Raw genomic sequence first — 23,901 nt, 5'->3', positions numbered from 1 at the left:
TATGGTTCTGGGGCGCGAGGGGCCGCAGCCCCCCGCGCGGACGCTCAGCCCACCACGGCGTAGCCGTTGTCGAGCGCCACCTTCTCCCGCGCCGGGATGCGCACCCGGAAGAACACTTCCGAGCCGTCGAGCCACAGGTCCGTCTCCAGCGTCTCGCCGGGGAACACGGGCGAGGTGAAGCGGGCGTCGAGCCGCTTGAGCTTCGCCGCATCCAGCCCGCAGGCGCCCTTCAGCACCGCGAAGCCGCCGATCCCGAAGGTGCAGAGCCCGTGCAGGATCGGGCGCGGGAAGCCGGCCTTCTCCGCCACCCGCGGGTCGGCGTGCAGGGGGTTGTAGTCGCCCGAGAGCCGGTAGATCAGCGCCTGCTCCGGCCGGGTCGTGCGGGCGATCGTCAGGTCCGGCGCCCGCTCGGGCATCTTCGCAGGCTTGCGGCTGGCCTCGCCCGGGCCGCCGAAGCCGCCGTCGTCGCGCGCGAAGATGGTCTGGCGAACCGTCGCCAGCAGCGTGCCGGTCGCCTTGTCGGTGATCTCGCGCTCGCCCACCAGCAGGGCGCCGCGGCCCTCTCCCTTGTCGACGATCTCGGCCACCCGGGTCTTGCCGACCACGGTGGCGGCGGCCGGCAGGGGCGCGTGCAGCGTCAGCGCCTGCTCGCCATGCACGACCTTGAGGTAGTTCACCCCCGTGTCCATGTCGCGCACCCAGGAGCCCTTCGCCCCCAGCACGTTGGCCATCATCGGCAGGGCGGCCAGCCCCTCCTCGTAGACGAAGCCGAGCTCGTCGAGGTCCATCGGGTCGGAGCCGAGCCCCAGCCCGAGGGCGTAGAGCATCGTGTCGCGCTCCGTGTAGGTCTGCTCGACGGCGGGAATGTCGAGCTTCATCAGCTTGTCGTAGTCGATGGCCACCGGGGTCCTCCTGGTCGGGCCGCGTCATGACGGTCGCGCGGCTTGCGCGACCGGTCGCGGCCGCGGCGCGCATGATAAGGGAGACTTGGCAGGTCGTCTTCCCTCGCGTGGCGGTCGCGGGCGGCATCGACATCGCCTCGCGATTGCACGAAAACCGCCCGGCGCGGGCGCGAGGCCCCGGGGGGAGCGATGACCAGAGCCGCCGATCCGCTGGCAGACGGGGCGCGGGCCGGATGGCTCGACGCAGCCCGGGGCGTGGGGATCGTGCTGGTGGTGCTGGGCCATGCGCTGCGGGGGCTCGAAGTCTCGCGCGTGCCGCTGGATCCGGGGCTGTTCGCGGCCGTGGATTCGATGATCTACCTGTTCCACATGCCGCTGTTCTTCGTGCTGGCGGGGATGACCTTCCCCGCCTCGGCGGCGAAGGCGACGGTGGGCGGGTTCGCCCGCTCGCGGCTCGTGCGGCTGCTGCTGCCGATGGCCGTGTGGACCTACCTGTTCCTGGGGCTGCGGGTGCTGGCGGGCCCGGCGGCGAACACCGCCGCGGGGGTCGGGGACCTGCTGCGCTGGCCCCTGCCCCCCTACGAGCACCTGTGGTTCCTGTGGGCGCTGTTCCTGATCCAGGCCGTGGCCTTCGCGGGCTTCGCCGTGCACCGGCTCGTCGGCTGGGCGATGCTGGCGGTCATGGCGGCTGCGGGGCCGGCGGCGATGGCGCTGCACCTCGTGCCCCAGGGGCTGGTGAAGCTGTTCGAGCCGACGCTGAGCCACGCGCCCTTCTTCGCCGCCGGCGCGGCGCTCGGCCTGCCGCTGCTGGCGGGGCGCTGGCGGCCCTGGATCGGCTGGGCGGGGCTGGCGGTCTTCGCGCTGTGCCTCCTCGACGCCGGGCTGGAGCCGCGGGCGGAGGAGGAGCGGGCCCATTTCCTTCTCGCCCTCGCCGCCGCCGTGGGGCTGCTGCTGGCGATCCGGGGGAGCGCGCTCGGCCGCTCGCGCTGGGCGGCGAGCCTGGGGCGCGCGTCGCTGTTCATCTACCTCGCCCACACCGTGTTCTCGAGCGCCACGCGCATCGCGCTGCTGCGCGCGGGGATCGAGGACCCGGCGCTGCATGTGGCGCTGGGCGTCGCGGCGGGGATCGCGGGGCCGCTGCTGCTGGCGCCCCTGCTCCGGCGCACGCGGCTCGGGCCGGCGCTGGGGGCCTGAGGGCGAGAGGCCCCGGGTCGGGCCCGGGGCGCGCCCGTGCGGCGGGCGCCGCGACCCGAAGGCTCAGGCCGCCTCGGGCTCGAAGCCGCGCAGCGCGCCCCGGGCGACCAGGTCCGCGATCTCGGCGGCCGAGACGCCGGCCTCGCGCAGGATCTCCTCGCTGTGCTCGCCCAGCTCGGGCGGGTGACGGTCGGGGGCGGTCTCGACGTCGCGGCTCTCGACCGGGGCCCGGGTCTCGCGGCAGAGACCCTGGGAGGGGTGCTCGTAGTCGCGGAACAGGCCCACCTGCGCCAGGTGCGGGTCGCTCTCCAGCGCCGCCAGCTCGGTGCAGGGGGCGGCGGGGATGTCGAGCTCGGCGAACAGCGCCAGCCACTCGGCGGTGGAGCGGGTGGGCAGGATCTCCTCCGCCAGCAGGCGGTAGAGCTCGCCGACGTTGGCCGCGGCCGCGTAGCGGTCGGCCATCATCGGGCCGGCCAGGACGTCCTCGCGCCCCACGGCGCCCAGGAAATCGGTCCAGTGTCGGAAGTTGTAGACGGCGTGGATGATCCAGCCGTCCCGCGTCGCCACCGGCCGGCGGTGGGGCGAGCCGGTGCGGGCGTAGATCAGCCCCGCGTTCGGCGGCTGGAAGGCGTGGCCGTTGAGGTGCTGGTTCAGGCCGACGGTGGCCATCGCCTCGAACATCGCCGTCTCGAGGAAGCAGCCCTTCCCGGTCTCGGCGGCCTTCAGCATCCCCGCCAGCACGGTCTGGCCCAGGATCAGCGCGGTGATCACGTCGCACACGGCCACGGGCGCCATCTCGGGCCCCTCGCCGTGCAGGCCCATCAGGTCGGCGAAGCCCGACCAGCCCTGGATCACGTCGTCCACCGCCGGCCGGCCGGCGTAGGGCCCGGACGAGCCGAAGCCGACGGCCTGCGCGTAGACCAGGCGGGGGTTCAGCTTCGCCAGCGCCTCGTAGCCGAAGCCCAGCCGCTCGACGGCGGCGGGGCGCATGTTGTGCACGAAGGCGTCCGCACCGCCGACCAGCTTCATCAGCGCCGCGCGCGCGTCAGCGTCCTTGAGGTTCAGCGCGATCGAGCGCTTGTTGCGGTTGTTGGCCATCCACTGCGCCGTCATCCCCCCGGGGACGCGCGGCTGGCCCAGCCCGCGATAGGTGTCGCCGTCGAGCGATTCCACCTTGATCACGTCCGCGCCGAAGTCGCCCAGCATCTGCGTCGCGTAGGGCGCGAGCAGGATGTGGCCCATCTCGACCACGCGCTTTCCGTCCAGAAGCCTCAGCATGACCGGCGATCCTCCCATTCTCGGCGCCGGCTTCGGGCGTCCGGCGGCGCATGTCGCCCCGGCGGGACGCGGAAGGCAAGGGCGGCGACAGACGGCCGGCCCATATCTCCGCGCAAGGATATTGCCGCAGCGCCGCCATCATACTAACTAACCCGCGGTCGACGCGGCCGGGGAGGCGGTCGGCCATCCCGCCCTTTCTCGCCCCCCGAGCGGAGACCCTGATGATCGACGAAATCTTCAAGCGCAACAAAGCCTGGTCCGAGCGGATCCGCACCGCCTCCCCCGACTTCTTCCCGCGACTGGCCGCGCAGCAGACGCCCGAATATTTCTGGATCGGCTGCTCCGACAGCCGGGTGCCGGCGAACCAGGTGGCCGGCCTCGATCCGGGGGAGGTCTTCGTCCACCGCAACGTGGCCAACGTGATCCACTCGGCCGACATGAACATGCTCTCGGTGCTGGAGTTCGCGATCTTCGGGCTCGGCGTGAAGGAGATCATGATCACCGGCCACTACGGCTGCGGCGGCGTGCGCGCCTCGCTCGAGGATCCCACCGGCGCGCTGGTCGACCACTGGCTGGAGCCGGTGCGCCGGCTCGCCCAGATCAACGCCGAGGAACTCGGCCGCATCGAGACCCACGAGCAGAAGATCGACCGCCTGTGCGAGCTGAACGTGCTGGAGGGGGTGCGCAAGCTCGCCGACACGCCGATCATGCGCGAGGCGTGGAAGCGCGGCCTGGACATCAACCTCCACGGCCTGTGCTACGGGCTGAAGGACGGCCTGCTGCGCGACATGCGCTGCACGATCACCCCGGAGGACGCGAAGAAGCGCTGAGCGCCTTCGCACGACGGACCTCACGCACGCGCGCGCGCGCGCCCCGGGCCATCGCCCGGGGCGTTCTCGTTCGCGGCCCCTGGCGGGCGAAGGCAGGCCGGGCGCGACGCGCCCCGGCCGGCTTCCCGGGCGCCGCCCCCTCCGGCGCCGCCGCCGGGCCCGACCACCGACGCGCAGGCCCGGGGCGCGGGGCGCGGGGCGGTTGGCGCCCGGCGGCGGCGCGGGCTAGGCTCGGGCGAGGGCAACGAGGGGGGAGACCGATGCGTCCGACACGCGCGAGAAGCGCCCGGTGAGCGGCGACGCCGAGGGCGCGGCGCCGGGCCCCTCCCCGGCCGGCCTCTCCCCGTCCGGCCCCTCCCCGGCCGGCCCCTCCCCGTCAGGCGACGGGGCGCAGCCCCGGTGGCTGGCCGCCCGCGTCGGCGGGTTCCCGGCGGCCTCGCTGGCGCTGGCGGCGGCCTTCGCGCCGGCCGCCTGGGCGGCGCGCTTCCTCCAGGACGACGCCTACATCTCCTTCCGCTACGCCGCCAACATCGCCCGCGGGCTGGGCCCGGTCTGGCAGCCGGGCGAGGCCGTGTTCGGCTTCACCAACCCCGCCTGGACCTACCTGATCGCCGCCGCCGTCGCGCTGGGCGGCGCGCCCGAGGCCGCCGCCATGGCGCTGGGGATCCTGTTCGCGCTGGTCTGCCTGCTCGCCGTCGCCCGGCTGGGCGCGACGCAGGAGACGGAGCCGGCGGCGCGGCTGGCCGCGCCCCTGCTCCTCGCGGGGTGCTGGAGCGTCCTGCGCTATGCGACCGGGGGGCTCGAGACCTCGATGCAGGCGGCGGCGGTCGCGGTCTCGATGCTGGCGCTGGCGCGGTGCCTGCGGCCGGGGGCGGGGCCCGGAGCCTTCGCGGCGCTGTCGCTGGCGCTGGGGGCCGCGGGGTGGGTGCGGCTCGATTCGGCGGTCTTCGTCGCGGTCTTCGCCGGCGCCGCCGCGCTCGCCGCCTGGCGCAGCCCGCGGCGCGGCGCGGCGCTGGCGGCGCTGGCCGGGCCGGGAGCGGCGCTGCTGGCGGGGTATCTCGCCTGGTCGCTGCTCCACTTCGGCACGGCGATCCCCAACACCTTCGCCGCCAAGCAGGCGGCCGGGCTGCGCATGCAGATGGAGGCGGGCGCGATCTACGTCGCGCAGTTCCTGGTCAACTCGGGCCTCGCGATCGTGGGCCTCGGGGCGCTGGTCTTCGCGCGGAGCCTCCTGCGCTCCCCCTTCCATGCCGCGCTGCTGGCGGGCGTGCTGGCCTGGGCCGCCTACGTGGTCGCGGTGGGGGGCGACTTCATGGAGTTCCGCTTCCTCGTCCCCGGCCTGCCGCCGCTGGCGGTGCTGGGGGCGCGGGTCTTCGCGCTGGCGACCGCCGCCCTGTCGCCCGCCGCGCGGCGGGGCGCGCTGGCGGCGCTGGCGCTGGGGCTGCTGGGGCATTCCACGCTGCAGGCCGTGGGCTTCCGCGACCACCGCTGGATCGAGAGCACCTGGGAGCTGGAGGCGCACATCGCCCGCGACGGCTGGAACTGGATCGGCATGGGCGAGGCGCTGGCCCGGGCCTTCCCCCAGGGCTTCGACGGCCCGGTGATCGCGGTGACCGCGGCGGGAGCGATCCCCTACGCCTCCGGCCTGCCGACGGTGGACATGCTGGGCCTGACCGACCCCTGGACCGCGCGCCACGGGGTCGAGCTGGACCGCGTCGGCCACCGCCGGCTGGCCACGCTCGACCACCTGCTGGACCGCGGCGTGGCGCTGATGATCGGCTCGCCCGAGCCGCTGCCCGAGGCCGAGGCCGCCTCGGCCCCGCACCGCGCCAACTGGGCGCTGGCGACCGGGCCCTCGCCCTCGCCCGAGGCGCTGGCCGCCCTGCGCCGCGCCCGCAGCCTGACCCTGCCCTTCGGGGAGGGGATGCGCCTGCCGATGCTCTACCTCGTCCCCGACGCGCGCGTGGACGCGGCCATCGCCGCAGGCGTGCTGAGCGACCACGGGCCGGCGATCTGGGCGGGGGCGGAGGGAGACTGAGCGGCGCGACCCTGCGCCCGCGGCCGGCCGCGCGAGGCCCCGGGTCAGGCCCGGGGCGCGCGCGCCCCGGGCGGAACGAGCGCCCCACGTCAGGGGCGCGCCTTTTGCGGGGGGCGCGCCGCCCGGCCGGGTCGGCGCCCGGCGCGGAGGTCAGAAGGGCACGTCGTCCGCGGCGGCGACGAACTTCGCAACCACGCGCTTGAAGCCGGCTTTCTCGAATTCGATGCCCAGCTTGTCGCCCTCGATCTCGGTGACGGCGCCGTAGCCGAACTTCTGGTGGAAGACCCGGGTCCCCAGCTCGAAGGCCGGGATCGCCTCGGCGTCGATCACCAGGTTGGCGCTCTCCCGCGGCTGGCTCATCGGGCGGGAGGCGGTGCGCGCCTGCATCCGCCGCCAGCCGGGCGAGTTGTAGGCGTCCGCCCGCGCCGCCCGGTCCTCGAGCTGCGAGCCCTTCATCACGCCCGGGATGTCCGTCGGCGCCCCGGCCCGTGCGCCGCCGTGGCCGTAGAGGCCGGGCGGGGTCAGCACCTCGACATGGGCCTCCGGCAGCTCGTCGATGAAGCGGGACGGCAGCGCGTTCTGCCAGCGGCCGTACATCTGCCGGTTGGCGGCGAAGGAGACGGTCAGGTGCTCGCGCGCCCGGGTGAGGCCGACGTAGGCGAGGCGCCGCTCCTCCTCCAGCCCCTTCAGCCCGCTCTCGTCCATGCTCCGCTGCGAGGGGAACAGCCCATCCTCCCACCCCGGCAGGAACACCGCCGGGAACTCCAGCCCCTTGGCGGCGTGGAGCGTCATGATCGAGACCTTCTCGCCGCCGTCCTCGGTCTCGTTGTCCATCACCAGGGAGACGTGCTCGAGGAACCCCTGCAGGTTCTCGAACTCGCCGACGGCCTTCACCAGCTCCTTGAGGTTCTCCAACCGGCCCGGCGAATCAGGCGAGGGGTCGGCCTTCCACATCTCGGTGTAGCCGCTCTCGTCCAGCATCACCTCGGCGAGCTCGGTGTGGCTGGCGCCGGCGAGCACCTGCCCGTGCCAGCGGCCGATGCCGTCCAGCAGCTCGCGCAGCGCGTTGCGGGCGCGGGCGGCCAGCGTTCCGGCCTCCAGCACCAGCTTCGCGCCCTCGATCAGCGTCACGCTGGCGTCGCGGGCGGCGAGCTGGATCTGCTGCTGGGCCTTGTCGCCCAAGCCCCGCTTGGGGACGTTCACGATCCGCTCGAAGGCCAGCCCGTCGTCGGGGGAGACGGCGAGGCGGAAATAGGCCATCGCATCCCGGATCTCCCGCCGCTCGTAGAAGCGGGGGCCGCCGATCACGCGGTAGGGCATGCCGATGGTCAGGAACCGGTCCTCGAAGGCGCGCATCTGGAAGCCGGCGCGCACCAGGATCGCGACGTCGTCCAGCGACAGGCGGTCGTGGCCGCGGGTCCCGGTGTGGAAGGCCTCGATCTCCTCGCCGATCCAGCGGGCTTCCTCGTCCCCGTCCCAGTGGCCGATCAGGCGGACTTTCTCTCCGCCGTTCGCCTCGGTCCACAGGGTCTTGCCCAGCCGGCTCTCGTTGGCGTGGATCACGCCCGAGGCGGCGGCCAGGATATGCGGCGTCGAGCGATAGTTCTGCTCCAGCCGGATCACCTTGGCGCCGGGGAAATCCTTCTCGAATCGCAGGATGTTGCCGACCTCGGCCCCGCGCCAGCCGTAGATCGACTGGTCGTCGTCGCCCACGCAGCAGATGTTCTTCGCGCCCCCCGCCAGCAGCCGCAGCCACAGGTACTGCGAGACGTTGGTGTCCTGATACTCGTCCACCAGGATGTAGCGGAAGCGCCGGCGCCAGCCTTCCAGCACGTCCTCGTGCTTCTGGAAGATGGTGATCATGTGCATCAGCAGGTCGCCGAAATCGCAGGCGTTCAGCGTGCGCAGGCGGGCCTGATAGATCGCGTAGACCTCGCCGCCGCGGCGGTTGAAGGCGGCGTGCTCGGCCGCCGGCAGCTGTTCGGGCCGCCAGCCGCGGTTCTTCCACCCGTCGATCAGCGAGGCCATCAGGCGCGGCGGCCAGCGTTTCTCGTCGATGCCCTCGGCCTGCAGGATCTGCTTGATCAGCCGCAGCTGGTCGTCGGTGTCGAGGATCGTGAAGTTCGACTTCAGCTCCACCAGCTCCGCATGCCGGCGCAGCATCTTGGCGCACAGCGCGTGGAACGTGCCCAGCCAGGGCATCCCGTCGGTCGGCTGGTTGAGGATGTCGGCCACGCGATGCTTCATCTCGCGTGCGGCCTTGTTGGTGAAGGTGACCGCCAGGATCTCCCACGGCCGCGCCCGGCCCAGCGAGAGGATATGCGCGATCCGCGCGGTCAGCGCCCGGGTCTTGCCGGTGCCGGCGCCGGCCAGCACCAGAACGGGGCCGTCCAGCGTCTCCACCGCCTCGCGCTGGGGCGGGTTCAGACCGTCGAGATAGGGGGTCGGGCGCGCCGCCATGGCGCGCGCCGACAGGCTCAGCGAGGCCGCGGTCTCGAAGGATTCGAACTCGTCGTCGAACCCGTCGCCGTCGTACTCGCCGCCGAAATGCTCACCGCCGCTCATGCAGGAGAGACTAGCGCGAAGGGGCGCCGGGCGAAAGAGGGTGTTCGCGTTGCGTTCCGCCCTGCGGCGCCGGGCCCCGGTGGGAGGGCCGCACGCTCTCGTGAGCGCGGGCGCGGCGCGGGGAGGCCACATCGGGGCTGAATCGCGGCGGCGCACGGACTATATTGCCGCAAACCCCGGAGGAGACCGCCCCCATGTTCTTTTCGCGCCGCACGCCCGAGCTTCCCACGGCCGCCACCGCGCTGCCCGGCCGGCCCGATCCGATCCCCACGGCCGAGCTTCACCACGTGAACGGCAATCCCCTGAAGCCGCCCTTCCCCGAGGGGCTGCGCACGGCGATCTTCGCCGCCGGCTGCTTCTGGGGGGTCGAGCGCAAGTTCTGGTCGCTGCCCGGCGTCTGGACCACCGCGGTGGGCTACATCGCCGGCGTCACCCCCAACCCCTCGTATCGCGAGGTCTGCACCGGCCGCACCGGCCATACCGAGGCGGTGCTGGTGGTCTACGACCCCGCGAAGATCTCCTACGACGCGCTGCTCAAGACCTTCTGGGAAGGCCACGACCCCACCCAGGGCATGCGCCAGGGCAACGACGTGGGCACCCAGTACCGCTCGGGCGTCTACACCGCCTCGGCGGAGGAGACCGCGGCCGCCGAGGCCAGCCGCGACGCCTACCAGGCGCGCCTCGCCGCCGCCGGCTATGGCAAGATCACCACCGAGATTCTGTCCGCGCCCGAGTTCTACTACGCCGAGGACTACCACCAGCAGTATCTCTCCAAGAACCCGGCCGGCTACTGCGGCGTCGGCGGCACCGGCGTCAGCTGCCCCATCGGCGTCGGCGCCTGACGCCCGCCCCGGGCGCCCCCGGCCCCACAGCCCGCCGGGAGCGCCTGTTCTCCGGAGCCGTCCGTCGCTGATGCCGATCAGAGCGACTCGGCCGATGGGGTCAAGGATCGCGAAGCGACCCCGCGCCAGCGGGGCTTGTCCTTGACCCCATCGGCCGAGTCGCTCAGGCATCTTCAGCGACGGACGGATCCGGAGGACAGGCGCGGGCCTGTTCTTGGGTGAGTTCGGAAGCGGCTCCTGGGGGCGCCCGCCCGCCGCGCGCGAAGCGCGCGCATTCCAGGCCCGCCCGCAGGGCGCCTCCTCCCCCTCCGCCTCTTGACCTCGCGCCCGCCACCGGCCAAAGCCCGCCGCGCGCCCCCCTTCGCCCACACGGCCCCCGGAGCCCTCGCCCATGACCACCTGGACCGCGCTGACCACCCTCCCCGGCGAGGCCGAGGCCTATACGCTCGGCGACGCGGTCGAGAACCTGCCCCTTTCCCCCCTCGCCCTCGCGGTGTTGGAGGTCGAGGACGGCTCGGGCCTGTGGGAAGTCGGCGCCTACTACGACCAGAAGCCCGACCCCGTCGCGCTCGACCTGCTGGCCGCCGCCCACAGCGCCCGGCCCTTCGCAGTCTCCCGGCTCGAGGACCGCGACTGGGTCGCCCAGGTGCGGCGCGAGCTGACCCCGGTCCACGCCGGCCGCTTCATCGTCTTCGGCTCCCACGACGCCGAGACGATCCCGCTCAACCGCACCGGGCTCGAGATCGAGGCCGCCATGGCCTTCGGCACCGGCCACCACGGCACCACGCGGGGCTGCCTGCTGGCGCTGGAGGGGCTGGTGCGCGAGGGCTGGGTCTTCGACCGCACCCTCGACGTGGGCTGCGGGACGGGCGTGCTGGCGATGGCCGCGGCGGCGGCCTTCCGCCGGCTGGCGGTCGCGACCGACATCGACCCGGTGGCGGTGCGCACGGCGAAGGCGAACGCGCGCGCCAACGGGCTCGGCCCCTGGATGCGTATCGGCCAGGCCGACGGGCTGCAGGCGCCGCTGATCCGCGACGCGGGCCCCTACGGCCTGGTCTTCGCCAACATCCTCGCCCGGCCCCTGAAGCGCCTGTCGCCCTCGATCGCCAGGGCCACGGCGTCCGGCGGCTTCGCGGTGCTCTCGGGCCTGCTGGACCGCCAGGCGCCCGGCGTCGAGCAGGCGTTCCTCGCCAACGGCTTCGCGCGCCATCGCGTGATCAGGCTCGAGGGCTGGACCACCCTGGTGCTGCGCCGCCGCTGAGCGCTGCGCCGGCCGAGGCTTCCGAGATCCGGCCGACCGCCCGGGGCCGCGCCGAAGGGCCGCCCAGCGGGGTCCGCCCGGGACCGCGTTCCCGACCCTCCGCCCCGAAATGGAAAACGCCGCCCTCGCTTTCGCGAGGACGGCGCTCCGCCGTACCCGAAGGGGTGGGTCGATCAGCGGCGCAGGCGCGCCGCGACTTCTTCCAGGTCGGCGCCCAGCAGGCCGATGTCGGCGAGCTGACGGTCCGAGAGGCGGGCGAGCGCGCGGGCCGTGTTTCGGCGCGCGTTCCACAGGGCGATCTCGGCGATCAGCGACTCGATGGCGTTGATGGCGGAGTGGATGGCGAGGGCGCCGCGGGGCAGCGCAGGGGCGTTCACGTTGATCTGGGTCATGGCGGTCTCCTTCGGGCCGGCGAACTGTCCGGGTGGCGGGACGCGGCGTCGTCCCGTGAGGGCGCATCTAGAGGGCGCCGAATTCTTGTGCAACGTTGCAAAACGCATGGGCGCCTTGCACGGCGCGCATAACGAAAAACTGTAGGTTTTCAGAACCTTGCCAATCCCCGACGTCACGTCGGATTCAGACCATCCGATGTCGGTTGCAGATCGCAAACATGGCGGAATCCCGGCGGATTCCGCGCGCGGCTCTGGCCGGATGTTCGCGCTTCGTGCTAGCTTTCCCAAAATCGAGCGGAAGAAGGCGGGACGCATGCGGGTGATCGGGGTCGATCCCGGCCTCAGACGGACCGGCTGGGGGGTCATCGAGACCTCGGGCAGCCGGGTCCGGCACGTGGCCAACGGGGTCTGCGAATCGCGGGGGACGGATCTCGCCACGCGGCTGCTGTCGCTGTTCGAGCAGCTGACCGAGGTGGTCGAGGCCCAGGCGCCCGAGATGGCCGCCGTCGAGCACACCTTCGTCAACAAGGACGCCGCGGGGACGCTGAAGCTCGGCCAGGCCCGCGCGGTGGCCCTGCTGGTGCCGGCGCGTGCGGGGCTCGCGGTCGCCGAATACGCGCCCAACGCGGTGAAGAAGGCCGTGGTCGGCGTCGGCCACGCCGCCAAGGCCCAGGTCGAGCACATGGTGCGCCTGCAGCTCCCCGGCGCGAAGCTCGCCGGCCCCGACGCGACGGATGCGCTGGCGATCGCGCTCTGCCACGCCTTCCACGCCCGCGCCGGCGGCAAGCTGGAGGCGGCGCTCGCCGCCGCCGGGGCCTCTCGATGATCGGCAAGGTCTCCGGCCGGCTCGATTACATCGCCGAGGATCACGCGCTGATCGAGGCGGCGGGCGTGGGCTACGTGATCTACGCCTCGCCCCGCACGCTGGCCGCCCTCCCCCAGCCCGGGGAGCCCTGCGCCCTCTATACCGAGCTGGTGGTGCGCGAGGATCTGCTGCAGCTGTTCGGCTTCCCGACCCTGGCCGAGAAGGAATGGCACCGCCTGCTGACCTCTGTGCAGGGGGTGGGCCCGCGCAGCGCGCTCGCCATCGTCGGGCTGCTGGGGCCCGAGGGCACGGGCCGGGCCATCGTCACCGGCGACACGGCCGCCGTGCGCAAGGCGCCTGGCGTCGGCCCCAAGCTCGCCCAGCGCATCGTGCTGGAGCTGCGCGACAAGGCCCCCACCGTCATGGCGCTCGGCGGCCGCGGGGCGCGGGCCGCGGCGCCCACCCTCTCCGCCGTCGTCGACGAGACGACCGAGGCCGCGACCGCCCCGAAACGCGCCGCGAAGCCCCGGGCGAGGCCGGACGACGGCGCGGCCTCGGCCGCCGCCGCCCAGGCCGACGCCCTTTCGGCGCTGGTCAACCTGGGCTACCCCGAGTCCCAGGCCGCCGTCGCCGTGGCGGAGGCCGCCGCCGACGGCGAGACGCCGCCGACCTCCGCCGCCCTGATCCGCGCCGCCCTGCGCGCCCTGGCCCCGAAGTGAGCCGCTAGATGGCCGACGCCCCCCCCTCCGGCCGCCTGACCGACCGCGAGCCCCTGCCCGGCGACGAGGCCGACCGCGCCCTGCGCCCGCAGGCGCTGGACGATTTCGTCGGCCAGCCCGAGGCCCGCGCCAACCTGCGCGTCTTCGTGGAATCCGCCCGCAGGCGCGGCGAGGCGATGGACCACACCCTGTTTCACGGCCCCCCCGGACTGGGAAAAACCACGCTCGCCCAGATCGTCGCCCGCGAGCTGGGCGTGAACTTCCGCATGACCTCGGGTCCGGTGCTGGCGAAAGCCGGGGACCTGGCGGCGATCCTCACCAACCTCGACGCCCGCGACGTGCTCTTCATCGACGAGATCCACCGCATGTCCCCGGTGGTCGAGGAGATCCTCTATCCCGCCATGGAGGACTACGCCCTCGACCTCGTCATCGGCGAGGGCCCGGCCGCGCGCACGGTCCGCATCGACCTGCCCCCGTTCACCCTGGTCGGCGCCACCACCCGCCTCGGCCTGCTGACCACGCCGCTGCGCGACCGGTTCGGCATCCCGGTGCGCCTGGAGTTCTACTCCGTCGCCGACCTGGTGAAGATCGTCGACCGCGCCGCGCGCCTGCTGAACGCCCCCGCCACCCCCGAGGGCGCGCAGGAGATCGCGCGCCGCGCCCGCGGCACGCCGCGCATCGCCGGCCGCCTGCTGCGCCGGGTGGTGGACTTCGCCGTGGTCGAGGGCGACGGCACGGTCACTCAGGCCATCGCCGACCGGGCGCTGACGCGGCTCGGCGTCGACGACCTCGGCCTCGACGGCGGCGACCGGCGCTACCTGCGCCTGCTGGCCGAGCACTACGGCGGCGGCCCGGTGGGCATCGAGACGATCTCCGCCGCCCTCTCCGAGGCCCGCGACGCGCTGGAGGAGGTGATCGAGCCCTTCCTCCTCCAGTCCGGCCTGATCCAGCGCACCCCGCGCGGCCGGATGCTGGCGGCGAAGGCCTGGACCCACCTCGGCCTCGCGGCGCCCAGCCCGCCCGAGTCGCCGCGCCCCGGCCCCGACCTCTTCGAGGACCGATGACCGAGCACCGCCTGACCGTGCGCGTCTATTACGAGGACACCGACCTCGCCGGCGTGGTCTTCTACGCCAACTACCTGCGCTACTACGAACGCGGCCGCTCCGACGCGCTGCGGGAGCTGGGCGTGGACCAGAGCGCGCTGAAGGCCGCCGGCGTGGTCTTCGTGGTGCGCCGGATCGAGGTGGACTACGTGGCGCCCGCCCGTTTCGAGGACCTGCTGGAGGTCGTCACCCGGGTCGAGACGCTGAAGGGCGCCTCCGCCGTGATGGGACAGGAGATCCGCCGCGACGGGCTGACGCTGAACCGGGCCCGGGTCTCGGTGGCCTGCATGACGCTCGACGGCCGGCCCGTGCGTCTGCCGCCGGAGGCCCGCGCGGCGATGGAGCGCCTGGCCGGCTGACCCCGGGCGGGCAGCCAGGGCGGCGGCGCGACGGCCGCGCCGGGCAGCCCTCGCCCCGGGCGCGGCGGTCCGCCCCGCGCCGCGGGCGGGACCGGGCCCCGGGCGGGCGGGTCGACGCGGCGCCCGGGCGCCGGGGGCGACGCCGCGTCCCTGCCGCTCGGCGCCGCCGGCGCGTCGCCCTGCGCCTCGCGATCCCCCGAAAGCGCCGCAGCGAGGGAGGCCGCTCCCCCGAAATCGCCCGCGCTCCGCCGCCGCAGGGCGCCGATCCGCCATAATGCCGCCGCGCTGCTGTTTCACCGCTCGCGCTTGCTTTATACTGCGCGCGAGAGACCCGCCCGGGGTGGGCGGCGGAGGCGGGCGCGAGCGGACCAAGACCCCGGCAGACGGGTCGGCCGCAAAGGGCAGAGGCGGAGACGAGGCATGAATCCCGAGCAGGCGGCCGACGCGATCGCCGCGGCGCATGAGCTTGATTTTTCCCTGCAGGCGTTGTTCCTGCGCGCGACCCTGACGGTCCAGATCGTGATGGTGATGCTGGTCCTGGCCTCGATCTGGTCCTGGGCGGTCGCGATCTCGAAATACCTGCGGTTCCGCAGGGCGCGGACCGAGGCGACCCAGTTCGAGAACGCCTTCTGGTCCGGCCAGCCGCTGGACGAGCTGCACGAGCGGCTGGGCGACCGGCCGCGCTCGGCGCTGGAGCGGATCTTCACCGCCGGCATGAACGAGTGGCGCAAGTCGCACGCCACCGGCGGCAAGCTGATCGCGGGCGCGGAGGCGCGCATCAACCGCGTCATGAACGTCGCCATCTCCCGCGAGGCCGAGGCGCTGGGCGCGCGGCTGTCGACCCTGGCCACGGTCGGGTCGGTGACGCCCTTCGTGGGCCTCTTCGGCACCGTCTGGGGCATCAAGAACAGCTTCGAGGCCATCGCGATGAGCCAGAACACCAACCTCGCGGTGGTGGCGCCGGGCATCGCCGAGGCGCTGGTCGCGACCGCGCTCGGCCTCGTGACCGCGATTCCCGCGGTGATCTTCTACAACAAGCTGTCCGGGGACGCGGACCGCCTGGTCGGCCGCATGGAGGCCTTCTCGGACGAGTTCGGCGCGATCCTCGACCGGCAGATGCAGAAGCGGGAGAGCTGAGCCATGGTCGCCACCGTCCAGCGCCGCAGCGGCGCGCGCGGGACCCGCAGGGGCCGCAACCAGCCGATGGGCGAAATCAACGTCACGCCGATGGTCGACGTGATGCTGGTGCTGCTGATCATCTTCATGGTCGCCGCCCCGATGCTGACCACCGGGGTCCCGCTGGAGCTGCCGCAGACCGCCGCCGACCCCCTGCCCCACCAGCAGGAGGAGCCGCTGACCGTCCAGCTCGCGCCGGACGGCAAGGTCTACGTGATGAACGCCGAGGTCCCGCCCGAGAACCTGATCGAGCGCCTGACCGCGATCGCCTCCGAGCGGCGCGACGACCAGGTGTTCCTGCGCGCCGACCAGTCGCTGAGCTACGGCGCGATCATGCAGGTTATGGGCGCGCTGAACGCGGGGGGCTTCTCGTCGATCGCGCTGGTCACCGATTCCGCGCCCCAGCCCCAGAACGCTTCCCAGGCCCAGCCCGCGCCGGGGACGCCCAGCGAATGAGCCCGCGCCGCGCCCTGCGGCCCCCGGCGCGTCCGGAGGGTCCGGAACCCGAGGAGAAGCGGGGCCTGATGGTCTCGGCCGGCGCCCACGTGGCGGTCGTGCTGGTGGCGATCTTCGGCGGCCCGCTGTTCTCGGGCGATGAGGCGCAGGCGGTGCGCATCGCCGACGTCGACCTGATCACCTCGTCGGAATTCGACGCCATGGTCTCCCAGGCGCCCAAGGGCCCGCGGGGCGAGGTCGCCTCGCTGGTGCCGCCGCGCCCGGGCGAGGACCGGCCCGCGCCCGAGGCCCCCGCCTCCGACGCGCCGCCCGACCGCTCCGAGGCGCAGCGCAACGAGAGCGCGCCCGCCCCCACCCGGCCGCCGGAGCGGCAGGAGACCGCGCCCGCCCAGACCGCGGCCCCCGCCTCCCGGCCCGAAGCGCCGAGCGCGAACGACGCCCCCGTGGCGCCGCCGAGGGGCGTGACCGCCTCCTCGCCCCCGCTGCCCGCGGGGCCCGAGCGGCTGGACGCCCCCCAGCGCGACGCGCCGGCGACGCCGGACGCGGCGCCGCCGCGCGACCTCGACCGCGTGGCGCCGACGCCCGCGCCGCCCAAGGAGACCATCGCCGAGGCGGACAAGCCCACGCCCGCGACCCGGCCCTCGGAGCAGCAGGCCCAGACCCCGCCGCCGCCCGAGCAGCCCGCGGCCGCGCCGCGCGAGGCGACCACCCAGATCGTGACCGAGGCCGACGAGACCTCGGAGCAGGACACGCTCGCCCCCGTCGCCTCGGCCCCGCCGCGCGGCCGCCCCGAGGCGCCCGAGCGCACCCGCGCGCCCGAGCCCGAGACCCAGACCGCCGCGGCCGACCCGCAGCCGGCCCCGGCCGCCAAGCCCGAGCCGACGCCCGATCCCAAGCCGGCGGCGGCGAAGCCCGATCCCAAGCCCGCCGCCAAGCCGGACCCGAAGCCCGCGCAGCAGCCGTCGACCCAGACGGCCGCGGCCAATTCCGGCTCGACCGGCGCCACGACCAACGCGCCGGAGGGGCCGCGCCTGACCTCGGGCCAGGTGAACGGCGTCCGGCTGGGCGTGCAGAAGTACTGGCGCATGGACCGCGTGACCAACCTGCCCAACTACGAGGAGCTGGTGGTGGTGATCCAGGTTCAGCTCGACCAGTCGGGCAAGATGGTCGGCAAGCCGAAGGTGGTGCAGCCCAACGGCGTGCCCGACGCGCGCTGGCGGGTGGCGATCCAGGTGGCCGAGATCGCCGCCGCCCGCGCCGCCACCGAGGGCTTCCAGCTGCCGCGCGAATCCTACGGCCGCTGGAAGACCATCGAGTTCAAGTTCAATCCGGGACAGGGAGTGCAGATGTGATCCGCCTTCCCCGCCCGACCAACGAGAAACGCAGAAAGGGTAGCCCGATGATCGCCCGACGCCCGCTGAGGTCCCTGATGGCCGTCTCGTTCGCCGCCCTCGTCGCGGCCGGCGCCGCCCTCGCGCCCGCGCCCGGCGCCGCGCAGGAGCCCCTGCGCATCGAGATCACCGAGGGCGTGATCGAGCCGATGCCGATCGCGATTCCCGCCTTCGCCGCCGACGGCGGCTCCTCGACCTATGCGCAGGAGATCCGGCAGGTGGTCGTCGACGACCTGGCGGGCTCGGGCCTGTTCCGGGTCATCGACCAGTCGGCCTACCTCGCCGGCGCCGGCTCGGTCGACGCGCGCCCCGACTTCGAGAACTGGCGGGTGATCAACGCCGAGGCGCTGGGCGTCTCCGAGGCGGCGCTGACCGAGGACGGCCGCCTGCAGGTGCGCTTCCAGCTCTGGGACGTGTTCGGCGCGAAGCCGCTGGGCGACGGGCTGGGCCTGCGCGCCGCGCCCGGCGACGCGCGCCGCATCGGCCACAAGATCGCCGACGCCATCCACCTGGCCCTGACCGGCGAGCCCGGCTACTTCGACAGCCGCGTCGCCTTCGTCGCCGAATCCGGCCCCAAGAACGCGCGCCAGAAGCGGATCGCGGTCATGGACCAGGACGGCGCCAACCTGCGCTACATCACCGACGGCGGCGCGCTGGTGCTCTCGCCCCAGTTCTCGCCGGCCGGCGACAGCCTGGTCTACATCTCCTGGGGGACCGGCGCGCCGAAGGTGGTCTACCAGGACCTGCGCGGCGGCGGCTCCGAGGTGCTGGGCTCGTTCCCCTCGATGTCCTTCTCGCCGAAGTTCTCGCCCGACGGGGGCTCGGTGCTGATGTCGCTGACGGACGGGGCGAACACCGACATCTATTCGATGTCGCTCTCCTCCCGTCAGATCAGCCGGCTGACCTCGGGCCCGGCGATCGAGACCTCGCCCGACTATTCGCCCGACGGCTCCCAGATCGTGTTCGAGTCCGACGCCGGCGGCAATCCGCAGCTCTACGTGATGTCGGCCTCGGGCGGGGCGCCGCGCCGGATCTCCTTCGGGGAGGGCGCCTACGGCACGCCGGTGTGGTCGCCGCGCGGGGATCTGATCGCGTTCACCAAGCAGCTGGGCGGGCGCTTCCATGTGGGCGTGATGCGCACCGACGGGTCGAACGAGCGCCTTCTGACCGCCTCTTTCCTCGACGAGGGTCCCACCTGGTCGCCCAACGGCCGGGTGCTGATGTTCTTCCGCGAGAGCCCCGGCGCCAACGGCGCGCCGCAGATCTGGCGCGTCGACGCCAACGGGCGCAACCTGCGCCGGGCCCCGACGCCGGGCGCGGCCTCCGATCCGTCCTGGTCGCCGCTGCTCCCCTGAGAGCGGCGCGTCCGGACGCAACAAGACGGCGGGAGAACCGCCGGAGCCACCCCCCATCGCCTGGCGGAACGTCCGCCAGGCCTGAGCCAAGGACCTGAGATGACCGTGCTCAAACCCCTCGCCGCCCTCCTGCTCGTCGCGGGCCTCGCGGCCTGCTCCACCGACGTCGACGAGAACTCGACGGGCGTCGATCCCAACGCCTCCGGCTACGGCGCCGGCCAGCTCGACCCGTCGTCGGTCGAGTATTTCAACCAGTCGATCGGCGACCGCGTGTTCTTCGCCACCGACAGCTCGCTGCTGGACGCCGCCGCCCAGGCGACGCTGCGCGCCCAGGCCGACTGGCTGCGCCAGAACCCGGCCCGCACCGCCTCGATCGAAGGCCACGCGGACGAGCGCGGCACCCGCGAGTACAACCTCGCGCTGGGCGCCCGCCGCGCCGCCGCCGCCCGGTCGTTCCTGATCGGCGAGGGCATCGACGCCTCGCGCCTGCGCATGGTCACCTACGGCAAGGAGCGTCCCGACGCCCTGTGCTCGAACGAGAGCTGCTGGTCGCAGAACCGCCGCTCCGTGACCGTCATCGCCGGCGGGCCGATCAGCTGATGACCGGGCGCCTGCGTGACGGCGCCCGGGGGGCGCGCCGGCCGCGGCGCGCCGATCCGGGCCAGGCGGAGCGGGGCCTCGCGGCCGCCGCCCGCCTCGACCTTTCGCCGCTGAAGGGCCTGACCCTGGGCGGCCTGATGCTGGCGGGGGCGCTCTGCGCCCTCGCTCCCTCTCCCGCGCTCGCCCAGTCGGGCGGAGCCGCGGCGGCGCAGATCCAGTCGCTCGAGGAGGAGGTGCGCCGGCTCAACGGCCGCATCCAGCAGCTCGAGCACAAGATCGAGCAGATCGCCCGCGACGGCGGCCAGCGGATCAACGACCTCGACTGGCGGATGACCACGCTCGAGGACGGCGACCCCTCGCTGGTCGGCGACCCGCAGCCGCTGGGCCAGGCGGGGCCGCGGCCCTCGTCCTCGGGCGGCGGCGCGGTGGCGGTGTCCGAGCAGGTGGCGCTGGACGAGGCCAAGCAGGCGATCGCCACGGGCGACTGGCAGGGCGCACGCGCCCGGCTGCTGCAGTTCCTGTCCCAGTATCCCGACGGCCCGCTGACGCCCGAGGCCGAGCACCACCTGGGCCGCGCCCAGCTGGAGATGGGCCAGAGCCGCGAGGCCGCGCAGACCTTCCTGACCAACATCACCGCCTATCCCTCGGCCAGGAGCGCGCCCGACAGCCTCGCCTATCTCGGCGTGGCGCTGGGGCGGCTGAACCAGGTCAACGAGGCCTGCCTGACGCTGGCCGAGGTCGGCACGCGCTATCCCGGCGCCCCGGCCGTCGCGATGGCCGAGGCCGAGCGCGGCCGCCTCGGCTGCCAGTGATCCGGTGAGCGGGGCCGGGACCTCGCGCCCGGCCTGCGCCGGGCGGCGGGAGGGCGTCGCCGACGCCGCCCCGCCGCCCGCCTCTCCCGACGCGCCCGGGCCCTCCGCCGGGGAGCCCGACGCCCCCGGCCTTGCCCCCGGCGCCGCGGCCGCGATCCCGGCCCCTGAGCCGGACCCGGCGCCCGAGGCGCCGCGCCCCGTCGATCTCGTCTCCCATCCCGCCCAGCCCGGCGACGCCGAGCTCGCCGCCGCCGCCCGCGCCGCCCTGCGCGCGCGGCTGGACGCGCTGGCGCCCGAGGCCCTGGGCCTCGCCGTCTCCGGCGGCGGCGACAGCCTCGCCCTGCTGCTGGCGGCCGTGGAGCTCGCGCGCGAGCGGCCCCTGCGGCTCGAAGCCGTCACCGTCGACCACGGCCTGCGCGCCGAGGCGGGGGTCGAGGCCGCCTGGACCGCCGCCCTCTGCGCCCGGCTCGGCGTCCCCCACGCCACGCTGCGGTGGCAGGATCGGCCCGCCACGGGCAACCTCGCCGAGGCCGCCCGCGACGCCCGCGCCGGGCTGATCGCCGGCTGGGCCGCCGACCGTGGCCTGCCGGCGGTGGCTCTCGCCCACACCCGCGACGACCAGGCCGAGACGCTGCTGATGCGGATCGCCCGCGGCTCCGGCCTCGACGGCCTCTCCTCGATGCGCGAGGTCTCCGAGCGCGCCGGCGCCCGCTGGCTGCGCCCCGCCCTCGCGCTGGGGCGCGAAGATCTGCGCGCGATCCTGCGCGACGCCGGGCAGGACTGGATCGAGGACCCCTCGAACGAGGACCCGACCCGCGACCGGGTGAAGGCCCGCCGCGCGCTCGCCGCCCTGCGCCCGGTCGGCGTCACCGCCGAGGGGGTCGCCGCCACCGCCGCGCGCCTCGCCGAGGACAGCGACGCGCTGCGCGAGCTCGCCGCCGGCTTCCTGCGCGGGCGGCTCGCGGTCGGCGGCGCGGGCGAGCTGCGCCTGCCCCGCGCCGCCCTCGCCGAGGCGCCGCGCGCCCTGCGCCGCCGGGTGCTGGCGGAGCTGTTCCGCGCGCTGGCCGGCGCCGCCCACGCGCCGCGCGCCCGGGCGCTGGCGGAGGTGGAGGCCGCGATCCTCGCCCCCGGCCCGCTGCCCCCGCGCACGCTGGGCGGCTGCGTGATCCTCGCCGAGGGGCCCGAGGCGGGCGCCGCCGACGTCGTCCTGCACCGCGAGCCCGCGGCCCTGCCCGCCCCCGCCTCGCCCCTCGCCGCCCCCTGGGACGGCCGCTGGCGGCTGGAGGGGGAGGGCCCCGCCTACCGCCGGGCCGCCGAGCGGACGGTGATCGGGCCGCTGGGCGCCACCGGGCTCGCGCTGCTCTCGGCCGAGGCGCGTTCGGGCGCCTGGACGCCCTCCGCGGCCTGGAGCCGCGCCCCGCGGCACGCCCGCGCCGGGACGCCGGCGCTGCGGATCGGCGGACGGCTGGCCGCGGCGCCGCTGGCGGACTGGCGGATTGATCCCGGTCAAGGCGTCGCGCCCCTTGCGCAGGCGACCTTGCGCGACCTTCTTTTGGAAAGGATTCTGCGGTAGACGCCCAAGGTCATGCGACCCGGCGGCGCCGCCCAGCCAATCGAGGCGTCCGTCGGCGCGCGTCCGCGCGCGTTGACCGCCGCCGTGTGATACCTATGTGAGGGGTCAGTCCCCGCGCACCGAATCGGAGATCAGCCTTGGGCAACGCCAAGAACCTGGCCTTCTGGGCCGTCGTGATCCTGCTTCTGGTCGCGCTTTTCAGCGTGTTCCAGGAAGGCGGCGGCAGCAACCAGGGCCAGCGCATCACCTTCTCGGACTTCCTCCAGAGGGTGGAGAGCAACGAGGTGTCCTCCGTCGTCATCGACGGGGAGCGGATCTCGGGTCGGCTCGGCTCCGGCGGCGAGTTCCAGACCATCCAGCCGGGCGGCGCGGACGTGATCCCCGACCTGCGCCAGCACGGCGTCGAGATCCGGGTCGAGCCGCAGCAGTCCTCGGGCCTGCTGTCGACGCTGGGCTTCTGGCTGCCGATGCTGATCCTGATCGGCGTCTGGATCTTCTTCCTCAACCGCATGCAGGGCGGCGCCCGCGGCGGCGCCATGGGATTTGGAAAGTCCAAGGCCAAGCTGCTGACGGAGCGGGCCGGGAAAGTCACCTTCGACGACGTCGCCGGCATCGACGAGGCGAAGGAGGAGCTCGAGGAGATCGTCGAGTTCCTGAAGGACCCGCAGAAATACTCCCGCCTCGGCGGCAAGATCCCCAAGGGCGCGCTGCTGGTGGGTCCTCCGGGCACGGGTAAAACGCTGCTGGCGCGCGCCATCGCGGGCGAGGCGGGCGTGCCGTTCTTCACCATCTCGGGCTCCGACTTCGTCGAGATGTTCGTGGGCGTCGGCGCCAGCCGCGTGCGCGACATGTTCGAGCAGGCGAAGAAGAACGCCCCCTGCATCGTGTTCATCGACGAGATCGACGCGGTCGGCCGCCACCGCGGCGCCGGCTACGGCGGCGGCAACGACGAGCGCGAGCAGACCCTGAACCAGCTGCTGGTCGAGATGGACGGGTTCGAGGCGAACGAGGGCGTGATCCTGGTCGCCGCCACCAACCGTCCCGACGTGCTCGACCCCGCCCTGCTGCGTCCCGGCCGCTTCGACCGCCAGGTCGTGGTGCCCAACCCCGACGTGGCCGGCCGCGAGAAGATCCTGCACGTCCATGCCCGCAAGGTGCCGCTGGCGCCGAACGTGGACCTGAAGGTCATCGCCCGCGGCACCCCCGGCTTCTCGGGCGCGGACCTCGCGAACCTCGTCAACGAGGCCGCCCTCACCGCCGCGCGCCTCGGCAAGCGCCTGGTGACCATGGACGACTTCGAGTCGGCCAAGGACAAGGTGATGATGGGCGCCGAGCGTCGCTCGATGGTGATGACCGAGGACGAGAAGAAGCTGACCGCCTACCACGAGGCCGGCCACGCCATCGTCGGCCTCAACGTCCCCGAGCACGACCCGATCCACAAGGCGACGATCATCCCGCGCGGCCGCGCGCTGGGCCTGGTGCTGAGCCTGCCGGAGCGCGACCACCTCTCGGTCAGCTACCGCAAGTACCGCTCGAAGATCGCCATGGCGATGGGCGGCAAGGTGGCCGAGGAGCTGATCTTCGGCCCGGACAAGGTGACCTCGGGCGCCTCGTCGGACATCCAGCAGGTGACCCGGATCGCCCGCGCGATGGTGACCCAGTTCGGCATGTCCGAGAAGCTGGGCAACATCGACTACGCCAACGAGCAGCAGAGCTTCCTGGGGGCCGGCCAGGGCCCGTCCTCGGCCTCGCCCGAGACGCAGCGGGTGATCGACGCCGAGGTCCGCCGCCTGGTGGACGAGGGCTACGAGACCGCCAAGCGGATCCTGACCGAGCGGGCCGAGGACCTCGAGCGTCTGGCCCAGGGCCTGCTGGAGTACGAGACCCTGACCGGCGAGGAGATCGGCAAGGTGATCCGGGGCGAGACCCTGGACCGTTCTTCCGACGAGCCGCCGGCGCCGACGCCGGGCGAGGGCCCGGGCATCGCCTCGATCCCCAAGGCCGGCAAGCGCCGCCCGGGGGAGGACGGCGGAATGTCCCCCCAGCCCCAGGGCTGAGCGACCCTCGAGACGACGATCGGACGGCGGCCCCCCGGGGCCGCCGTTCTGCATTTCAGGCCCTGTCACGAGCGCCCCGCCCCGACGCGAGACGCCCCTCCGTCGCCGGTGCGCCGCGTCTCCGCCCGAGCGCCCTGCCCCCGGCGCGAGCGCGCCCTGCCGCCCGAACGAGGCGCCGCGTCGGCTGTCGCGC

Annotated in this window: 21 protein-coding genes; 17 read left to right on the top strand and 4 right to left on the bottom strand. The window is 74.1% G+C overall.

Annotated elements, in window-relative coordinates:
* Positions 1–44: 44 nt before the first annotated feature.
* Positions 45–902, bottom strand: a complete 858-nt coding sequence (locus BM064_RS06600) for a MaoC/PaaZ C-terminal domain-containing protein (protein WP_092858967.1) — start codon at positions 900–902, stop codon at positions 45–47.
* A gap of 189 nt (positions 903–1,091) precedes the next feature.
* Between BM064_RS06600 and BM064_RS06595 the strand changes: the two genes are divergently transcribed.
* On the top strand, positions 1,092–2,096 hold the full coding sequence (locus tag BM064_RS06595) for an acyltransferase family protein (protein WP_092858966.1): 1,005 nt from the start codon (positions 1,092–1,094) through the stop codon (positions 2,094–2,096).
* A gap of 63 nt (positions 2,097–2,159) precedes the next feature.
* On the opposite strand, the gene BM064_RS06590 is transcribed toward BM064_RS06595, so the two are convergent.
* Positions 2,160–3,374 carry a CaiB/BaiF CoA transferase family protein gene (locus BM064_RS06590; protein ID WP_177236166.1) on the bottom strand — a complete coding sequence of 405 codons (1,215 nt, stop codon included), beginning with the start codon at positions 3,372–3,374 and terminating at the stop codon, positions 2,160–2,162.
* A gap of 221 nt (positions 3,375–3,595) precedes the next feature.
* On the opposite strand from BM064_RS06590, the gene BM064_RS06585 reads away from it, so the two are divergent.
* A complete protein-coding gene (locus BM064_RS06585) occupies positions 3,596–4,204 on the top strand; it encodes a carbonic anhydrase (RefSeq protein WP_092858964.1) in 609 nt (202 codons plus the stop codon).
* Positions 4,205–4,493: 289 nt separating this feature from the next.
* The gene (locus BM064_RS06580) at positions 4,494–6,242 is read left to right on the top strand and encodes a hypothetical protein (RefSeq protein WP_092858963.1); all 1,749 of its coding nucleotides are present in this window, start codon (positions 4,494–4,496) and stop codon (positions 6,240–6,242) included.
* A 150-nt stretch (positions 6,243–6,392) separates the two neighbouring features.
* Here BM064_RS06580 and BM064_RS06575 read toward each other — a convergent pair whose 3' ends face one another.
* The gene (locus BM064_RS06575) at positions 6,393–8,807 is read right to left on the bottom strand and encodes an ATP-dependent helicase (protein WP_092858962.1); all 2,415 of its coding nucleotides are present in this window, start codon (positions 8,805–8,807) and stop codon (positions 6,393–6,395) included.
* A gap of 194 nt (positions 8,808–9,001) precedes the next feature.
* On the opposite strand from BM064_RS06575, the gene msrA reads away from it, so the two are divergent.
* Positions 9,002–9,649, top strand: coding sequence for a peptide-methionine (S)-S-oxide reductase MsrA (msrA, locus tag BM064_RS06570; protein WP_092858961.1), 648 nt, complete (start codon positions 9,002–9,004; stop codon positions 9,647–9,649).
* A 391-nt stretch (positions 9,650–10,040) separates the two neighbouring features.
* Positions 10,041–10,910 (top strand): 50S ribosomal protein L11 methyltransferase, encoded by an 870-nt coding sequence (locus BM064_RS06565; RefSeq protein ID WP_092858960.1) that lies wholly within the window; start codon positions 10,041–10,043, stop codon positions 10,908–10,910.
* A 173-nt stretch (positions 10,911–11,083) separates the two neighbouring features.
* Here BM064_RS06565 and BM064_RS27380 read toward each other — a convergent pair whose 3' ends face one another.
* Positions 11,084–11,302: a DUF1127 domain-containing protein gene (locus BM064_RS27380; RefSeq protein ID WP_177236165.1), complete on the bottom strand. Its 219-nt coding sequence runs from the start codon at positions 11,300–11,302 to the stop codon at positions 11,084–11,086.
* Between the two features lie 313 nt (positions 11,303–11,615).
* Between BM064_RS27380 and ruvC the strand changes: the two genes are divergently transcribed.
* The 12 genes from ruvC (at position 11,616) to ftsH (ending at position 23,708) form a co-directional block, all read left to right on the top strand.
* On the top strand, positions 11,616–12,128 hold the full coding sequence (ruvC, locus tag BM064_RS06555) for a crossover junction endodeoxyribonuclease RuvC (protein ID WP_092858958.1): 513 nt from the start codon (positions 11,616–11,618) through the stop codon (positions 12,126–12,128).
* A complete protein-coding gene (gene ruvA, locus BM064_RS06550) occupies positions 12,125–12,826 on the top strand; it encodes a Holliday junction branch migration protein RuvA (protein ID WP_092858957.1) in 702 nt (233 codons plus the stop codon). Before ruvC ends, ruvA begins: the two co-directional genes overlap by 4 nt.
* An 8-nt stretch (positions 12,827–12,834) precedes the next feature.
* Positions 12,835–13,890, top strand: a complete 1,056-nt coding sequence (gene ruvB, locus BM064_RS06545; protein ID WP_092858956.1) for a Holliday junction branch migration DNA helicase RuvB — start codon at positions 12,835–12,837, stop codon at positions 13,888–13,890.
* The gene (gene ybgC / locus BM064_RS06540) at positions 13,887–14,288 is read left to right on the top strand and encodes a tol-pal system-associated acyl-CoA thioesterase (RefSeq protein WP_092858955.1); all 402 of its coding nucleotides are present in this window, start codon (positions 13,887–13,889) and stop codon (positions 14,286–14,288) included. Before ruvB ends, ybgC begins: the two co-directional genes overlap by 4 nt.
* Positions 14,289–14,708: 420 nt before the next feature.
* Positions 14,709–15,425, top strand: coding sequence for a protein TolQ (gene tolQ / locus BM064_RS06535; protein ID WP_092858954.1), 717 nt, complete (start codon positions 14,709–14,711; stop codon positions 15,423–15,425).
* A gap of 3 nt (positions 15,426–15,428) precedes the next feature.
* Positions 15,429–15,920, top strand: a complete 492-nt coding sequence (gene tolR / locus BM064_RS06530; RefSeq protein WP_092858953.1) for a protein TolR — start codon at positions 15,429–15,431, stop codon at positions 15,918–15,920.
* Positions 15,917–17,272 carry a hypothetical protein gene (locus tag BM064_RS06525; RefSeq protein WP_092858952.1) on the top strand — a complete coding sequence of 452 codons (1,356 nt, stop codon included), beginning with the start codon at positions 15,917–15,919 and terminating at the stop codon, positions 17,270–17,272. Before tolR ends, BM064_RS06525 begins: the two co-directional genes overlap by 4 nt.
* Before the next feature lie 77 nt (positions 17,273–17,349).
* Entirely contained in the window at positions 17,350–18,666 is a 1,317-nt protein-coding gene (gene tolB, locus BM064_RS06520; RefSeq protein ID WP_092859284.1) for a Tol-Pal system beta propeller repeat protein TolB, read from the top strand.
* A gap of 99 nt (positions 18,667–18,765) precedes the next feature.
* The gene (pal, locus tag BM064_RS06515) at positions 18,766–19,266 is read left to right on the top strand and encodes a peptidoglycan-associated lipoprotein Pal (protein WP_092858951.1); all 501 of its coding nucleotides are present in this window, start codon (positions 18,766–18,768) and stop codon (positions 19,264–19,266) included.
* Positions 19,266–20,078, top strand: coding sequence for a tol-pal system protein YbgF (gene ybgF, locus BM064_RS06510; protein ID WP_092858950.1), 813 nt, complete (start codon positions 19,266–19,268; stop codon positions 20,076–20,078). Before pal ends, ybgF begins: the two co-directional genes overlap by 1 nt.
* Before the next feature lie 4 nt (positions 20,079–20,082).
* Positions 20,083–21,651: a tRNA lysidine(34) synthetase TilS gene (gene tilS / locus BM064_RS06505; RefSeq protein WP_143103271.1), complete on the top strand. Its 1,569-nt coding sequence runs from the start codon at positions 20,083–20,085 to the stop codon at positions 21,649–21,651.
* A 137-nt stretch (positions 21,652–21,788) separates the two neighbouring features.
* Positions 21,789–23,708 (top strand): ATP-dependent zinc metalloprotease FtsH, encoded by a 1,920-nt coding sequence (gene ftsH / locus BM064_RS06500; protein WP_092858948.1) that lies wholly within the window; start codon positions 21,789–21,791, stop codon positions 23,706–23,708.
* Positions 23,709–23,901 lie beyond the last annotated feature (193 nt).

This window comes from Albimonas pacifica (assembly GCF_900113695.1).
In the GTDB taxonomy this organism is placed as follows: domain Bacteria; phylum Pseudomonadota; class Alphaproteobacteria; order Rhodobacterales; family Rhodobacteraceae; genus Albimonas; species Albimonas pacifica.
This window is presented reverse-complemented; position numbering and strand designations above follow the sequence as displayed.